Source organism: Actinoplanes sp. NPDC048791 (assembly GCF_040650095.1).
Lineage (GTDB): Bacteria > Actinomycetota > Actinomycetes > Mycobacteriales > Micromonosporaceae > Actinoplanes.
Window position 1 is genome coordinate 1 of sequence record NZ_JBEZGQ010000750.1, and the last position, 4303, is coordinate 4303.

The 4303-nt window shown below is 73.3% G+C and carries 6 protein-coding genes; 3 read left to right on the forward strand and 3 right to left on the reverse strand.

Annotated features, from left to right (window positions below):
* The coding region (locus tag AB0C29_RS36100) for a VOC family protein (RefSeq protein ID WP_360830121.1) at nt 1-519 on the forward strand (519 nt) is incomplete at its 5' end.
* A 23-nt stretch (nt 520-542) separates the two neighbouring features.
* Here the strand turns inward: AB0C29_RS36100 and AB0C29_RS36105 are convergent.
* Both AB0C29_RS36105 and AB0C29_RS36110 read right to left on the reverse strand, forming a co-directional pair.
* Nucleotides 543-1064: a SigE family RNA polymerase sigma factor gene (locus AB0C29_RS36105; RefSeq protein WP_360830124.1), complete on the reverse strand. Its 522-nt coding sequence runs from the start codon at nt 1062-1064 to the stop codon at nt 543-545.
* Nucleotides 1061-1654: a permease-like cell division protein FtsX gene (locus tag AB0C29_RS36110; protein ID WP_360830127.1), complete on the reverse strand. Its 594-nt coding sequence runs from the start codon at nt 1652-1654 to the stop codon at nt 1061-1063. The genes AB0C29_RS36105 and AB0C29_RS36110 overlap by 4 nt, the downstream gene beginning before the upstream one ends.
* A gap of 206 nt (nt 1655-1860) precedes the next feature.
* Here AB0C29_RS36110 and AB0C29_RS36115 point away from each other — a divergent pair, with 206 nt between their 5' ends.
* Both AB0C29_RS36115 and AB0C29_RS36120 read left to right on the forward strand, forming a co-directional pair.
* Nucleotides 1861-2574: a hypothetical protein gene (locus tag AB0C29_RS36115; protein WP_360830130.1), complete on the forward strand. Its 714-nt coding sequence runs from the start codon at nt 1861-1863 to the stop codon at nt 2572-2574.
* Nucleotides 2575-2598: 24 nt separating this feature from the next.
* A complete protein-coding gene (locus AB0C29_RS36120) occupies nt 2599-3378 on the forward strand; it encodes a lysophospholipid acyltransferase family protein (protein ID WP_360830133.1) in 780 nt (259 codons plus the stop codon).
* A gap of 28 nt (nt 3379-3406) precedes the next feature.
* Here AB0C29_RS36120 and AB0C29_RS36125 read toward each other — a convergent pair whose 3' ends face one another.
* Nucleotides 3407-4234, reverse strand: coding sequence for a M55 family metallopeptidase (locus tag AB0C29_RS36125; RefSeq protein ID WP_360830135.1), 828 nt, complete (start codon nt 4232-4234; stop codon nt 3407-3409).
* Nucleotides 4235-4303: the final 69 nt, after the last annotated feature.

The following is a 4303-nucleotide window of genomic DNA, read 5'->3' on the forward strand; positions in this document are numbered from 1 at the left end:
CCGGCGCGTGCCCACCTGGATCTGCACGTCGAGGACGTGGCGGCGCAGGCCGCCCGGGCGGTCGCGCTGGGCGCGGCGGTGATGCTCGACGACGGTGACCTGGTGGTGCTGCGTTCCCCCGCCGGGTTGCTGTTCTGCCTGGTGGCCTGGGGCGGCGAGGCGGTGCGGCCCGCCGGTGGGCGCAGCCTGGTAGATCAGCTGTGCCTGGACGTGCCGGTGGCCGGCTTCGACGCGGAGGCGGATTTCTGGGCCGCCCTGACGGGCTGGCCCCGGCGGGCGGGGTCGCTGCCCGAGTTCGATTTCCTGGTACGCCCGGACGGCATGCCACTGCGGTTGCTGCTGCAGCGCGTCGGCGGGAGCACGGCGGGTATGCACGTGGACCTGGCCTGTACGGACCGGCCGGCGGAGGTGGCGTGGCATCAGGAGCTCGGCGCCGAGGTGGTGGCGGTGCGCGAGCGGTGGACGACGCTGCGGGATCCGGCCGGCCGGGCGTACTGCATCACCGACCGGCCGGTGTGACCGCGCTACTGCCGGGCTCGGCTCTACTGGCGGGCGAAGTCCTCGCCGAGCAGCTCACGCAGGCGGCCCAGCGCGCGCATGCTCTGCATCTTCACCACCGACGACGACACCCCGAGGATCTCGGCGACGGTGTCGACGCTGTGGTCCTCCCAGTGCCGCAGCACCACGATGGCCTGGTCGCGTACCGGCAGGGTGGCCAGCGCCTGCATCAGTGTGATGTGCAGGTCGGTGGCGGATCCGTCCGGCTGACCGGGGCGGTCCGGCAGGTCGGCCAGGACGACCTCGGTGCCGCTGCGGCGTTTGCGCAGGTCGAACACGGCGTTCATCAGCACCCGGCGGCTGTAGGCCGGCAGGTCGGCGGTGCGCCAGATCCTCGGCCAGGCGGCGTACATCTTGGCCAGGGTCAGCTGCGTCAGGTCCTGCGCCAGATGCCAATCGCGGCACATCAGGTACGCGGTGCGCCGCAGCCGCGGCGTGGCGGCGGCGACGAACGTGGCGAACTCCTCGTCGCGGGCCGCGCGGTCCCGGCGCCACAGAGAGCTCACTTCGACCTTCCCGGGCAGGACTGGCCGACCAGGTCCTGGACCCCGGGACGGCCGCGGAACCGCGCGGCGAAGTCCCGGTATCCCGACGGCTGGGCCAGGTCCACCTGGAAGGACTGCGGCAGGTTGGCCGGTGAGACCGCGGCGACGAAGTCCGGGCTGTCGGCCCACAGCACCTTGAACCTCTCGTACGCCTGCTCGCGGCTCTCGAACCGCGTGTCGCGGACGACCGGGTCCTTCCAGAGCGCCTCGCTGAGGGTGTTGATCTGCCCGACGGTGATGTCGTCACGCAGGAACACCGAGACGGTCGCGGCGTTGTCCTGCACCGGCCACGTACAGGCGGCGCTCGCCGGCGGCATCAGCATCGCCGCCGGTGACACGAACGACGGCGGCGCGGCGGCCGGGGCCAGGGCGATGTTGAGGGCGATCAGGGTGCCGGTGACGACGGCGGTGGCGCTGCCCCCGATGAGCAGGCCCCGGCGCCGGCGGATCCGCCGGCCCTGGCTCATCGCCTGCTCGACCGGGTCACCCGGCGGGGGCAGGGGTTCGTCGTCGAGGGCTCGTTCGAACAGGCCTCGCAGGTTCTGCTGCACAGTGCGCGCTCCCGGCTGTGTGGTGGCTACTGCCCTGGATGACTGCCTGGGTGTGCGGATCGGTCACATGATGCCCGCTGCGGCCCTGATCCGGGACCTGGTGATCGGCCGGCCGGGCGCGCCTGCATGCTTTGTCGGTGGGGCCTGGTAGAACTACGGCATTGAAACACGCGTTCGAATCCACGTTGACCGACGAAAGGACGACCATGGCGACGGCGGCACGCACCGGTGTGCGAGGGCTCAGCACGGACGAGCTGCAGGTGATCCGCGACGGGCTCGCCGCGGGGCGGCGGCCGCGGGTGATGTTCACCGAGTCCGCGGGACAGATCGCCGGGCAGGTGGGGCAGGTCGTGGCCCTGACCGACCCGGCCGAGTCCGACGAGTGGGTGGTCGTGCGCTTCGGGCGCGACGAGCTGCCGTTCTCCCCCGGCGACCTGCAGGTGGCCCCCAAGGGCCCGGTGAAGAAGGCGGCCCCCGTGCCGCCGCAGCCGGCCAAGCCGGCCCCCGAGTTCGTGATCGACAAGCCCATCCCCGCGCCCACACCCCCGCCCGCGGCCACCCCCGCCCCCGCTGCGGCCCCTGAGCCCGCTCCGGCCGCGTCGGCTCCCGCCCCGCGCAAGGCGGCAGCCAAGACGGCCAAGCCCAAGCCACCGCCCAGCCTGACGGTCACCCTCGCCTACACCGACGGCGAGTGGACCATCGCCGCCAACCAGGGCTCCAAAGCCCTGGCCAAGCCGTACGTGGTGAAGCCGTCCGAGGCGATGAAGATCGTGCAGCTGGTCGACGTGCCCGGCGTGCAGGAAGCGGTCGAGCACATCGTGTCCGCCGAACGCGCCGAGGTCGAGCAGCAGGCCGAACGGCTGCGCGCCGAACTGGCCGAGATCGAGGCCCGCCTGGCGGAGCTGCGCGACGCGGGCTGACCGGCATGCGATCATGTCGCCTTGATGGAAGACACCTGGCGGGCGCCGTGGTTGTGGCGGGCGTTGCTGCGCACCTCGCGGATGGTCGTGCCGTTGCTGTGCCGGCTGCGCGTCTCCGGTGAGGTGCCGGCCGGGCTGCGGCACGGCCCGCTGATCCTCGCGGCCAACCACGTCAGCCCGATCGACCCGCTGATGCTGATGGCGGCGTGCAGCCGCGCCGGGATCGCACCGCGGTTCATGGCCACCGCCGGGCTGTTCACCGCCCCGGTGGCCGGCGCGATCATGCGGGCGTGCGGGCACCTGCGCGTCGACCGGCACACCGCCCAGGTCGCGCAGGCGCTGCCCGCCGCCGCCGAGGCGCTGCGGGCGGGGTCGGTGGTGCTGGTCTACCCGGAGGGCCGCATCGGGCTGGACCCGTGGATGTGGCCCGAACGCGGCAAGACCGGCGTGGCGAGGATGGCGGCGCTGTCCGGGGCACCGGTCATCCCGGTCGCGCAGTGGGACGCTCACCGGGTCCTGCCGTACGCGGCCCCGAAAGGCCTGGCCGGGTCCCTGCTCCGGACGATCCGGCAGCGGCCGGTGGTGCACGTGCGCTTCGGCGAACCGATCGACCTGTCGGGAATGACCGGCACGGCGGGCGCCCAGGCGATGCGGGCGACCGACCGGATCGTGGAGGGGATCGCGCAGACGCTGGCGCCGCTGCGCGCGGACGAGCTGGAAACACCCCGGCACATCGACAAGACCCGCCCACCGGACCTGAGCCGCGTCCGCGGCACCCGCTCCGCCGGCATCCGCCCCCACTGACCCGCGCCGGCTCCGAGCGCGGCCGCGTTCAGTTCGGTTTGATCTGGGCCAGCTGGGTGAGCAGTTGCACCAGCCGGTAGGCCTGCGCCACGTCCTCGGCCGTGAACGTGACCGTCCGGCCGCCCGGAGCCCGGCTCACCCCGGGAATCAGCGTCGCCACATCCACCGTGTAGGGCCCGTACAGGTCCACCTCGACCTTCAGCGGACCCGGCATGATCAGCAGCGGGACCTGGTCGTGCCGGCGGATCGCCTTCGCCGCTATCCGGTGCAGCCGTTCGCGGGCCTCGTCCGGGTGCAGGGCGATCGCCGCCGCCTGACCCAGCGCCTGCTTGACCGCCACCGTCGCCGCGCCCGGCACCAGCTCGAGCAGCTCCGCGCAGGCCACGTCGTCCCCGCTGATCAGGACCACCGGGGCGCCGTGGAAGCCGGCCAGGGCCGCGTTCAGGCCGATCTCACCCACCGGGCGCCCGTCGAGGCGCACATCCAGCACGGCGTCGCTGATCGTGTGGGCCAGCACAGCCGGGCCGGCACCGGACCGGGCGTGATACCCGACGAACAGCACCGCGTCGGTGTCGTCGTCGAGCCCGGCCAGCATCCCCAGCGGGCGGGGCTTGCCCCGGACCAGACGGGCGCGCCGGTCGAGTTCCTCCGGCAGCAGGTTGCGGAACGGCCCGTGCGCGTCGGCGACCAGCACCTCAGCGCCGGGCACGGCCTCCAGGACCCCGGCGACGGCCGCGTTGACCTCGGCGGTCATCAGCGCCCGGGACCGCTCGTAGTCGTAGCCGCCCGGGTTGGTCTCGCTGGGATGCACGATCCCCGAGACGCCTTCCAGGTCGGCCGAGATCAGAATTTTCATCGCCTGGCACCCTACGCGGCGCCCCGATCAGCCGGGGGTGCGGCGCTGGCGCAGGTACGCCAGCACGGC

Coding starts and splice junctions, on each gene's coding strand:
- AB0C29_RS36120 (WP_360830133.1), top strand. CDS start 2,599: ATGGAAGACACCTGGCGGGCGCCGTGGTTGTGGCGGGCGTTGCTGCGC.
- AB0C29_RS36125 (WP_360830135.1), bottom strand. CDS start 4,234: ATGAAAATTCTGATCTCGGCCGACCTGGAAGGCGTCTCGGGGATCGTG.
- AB0C29_RS36115 (WP_360830130.1), top strand. CDS start 1,861: ATGGCGACGGCGGCACGCACCGGTGTGCGAGGGCTCAGCACGGACGAG.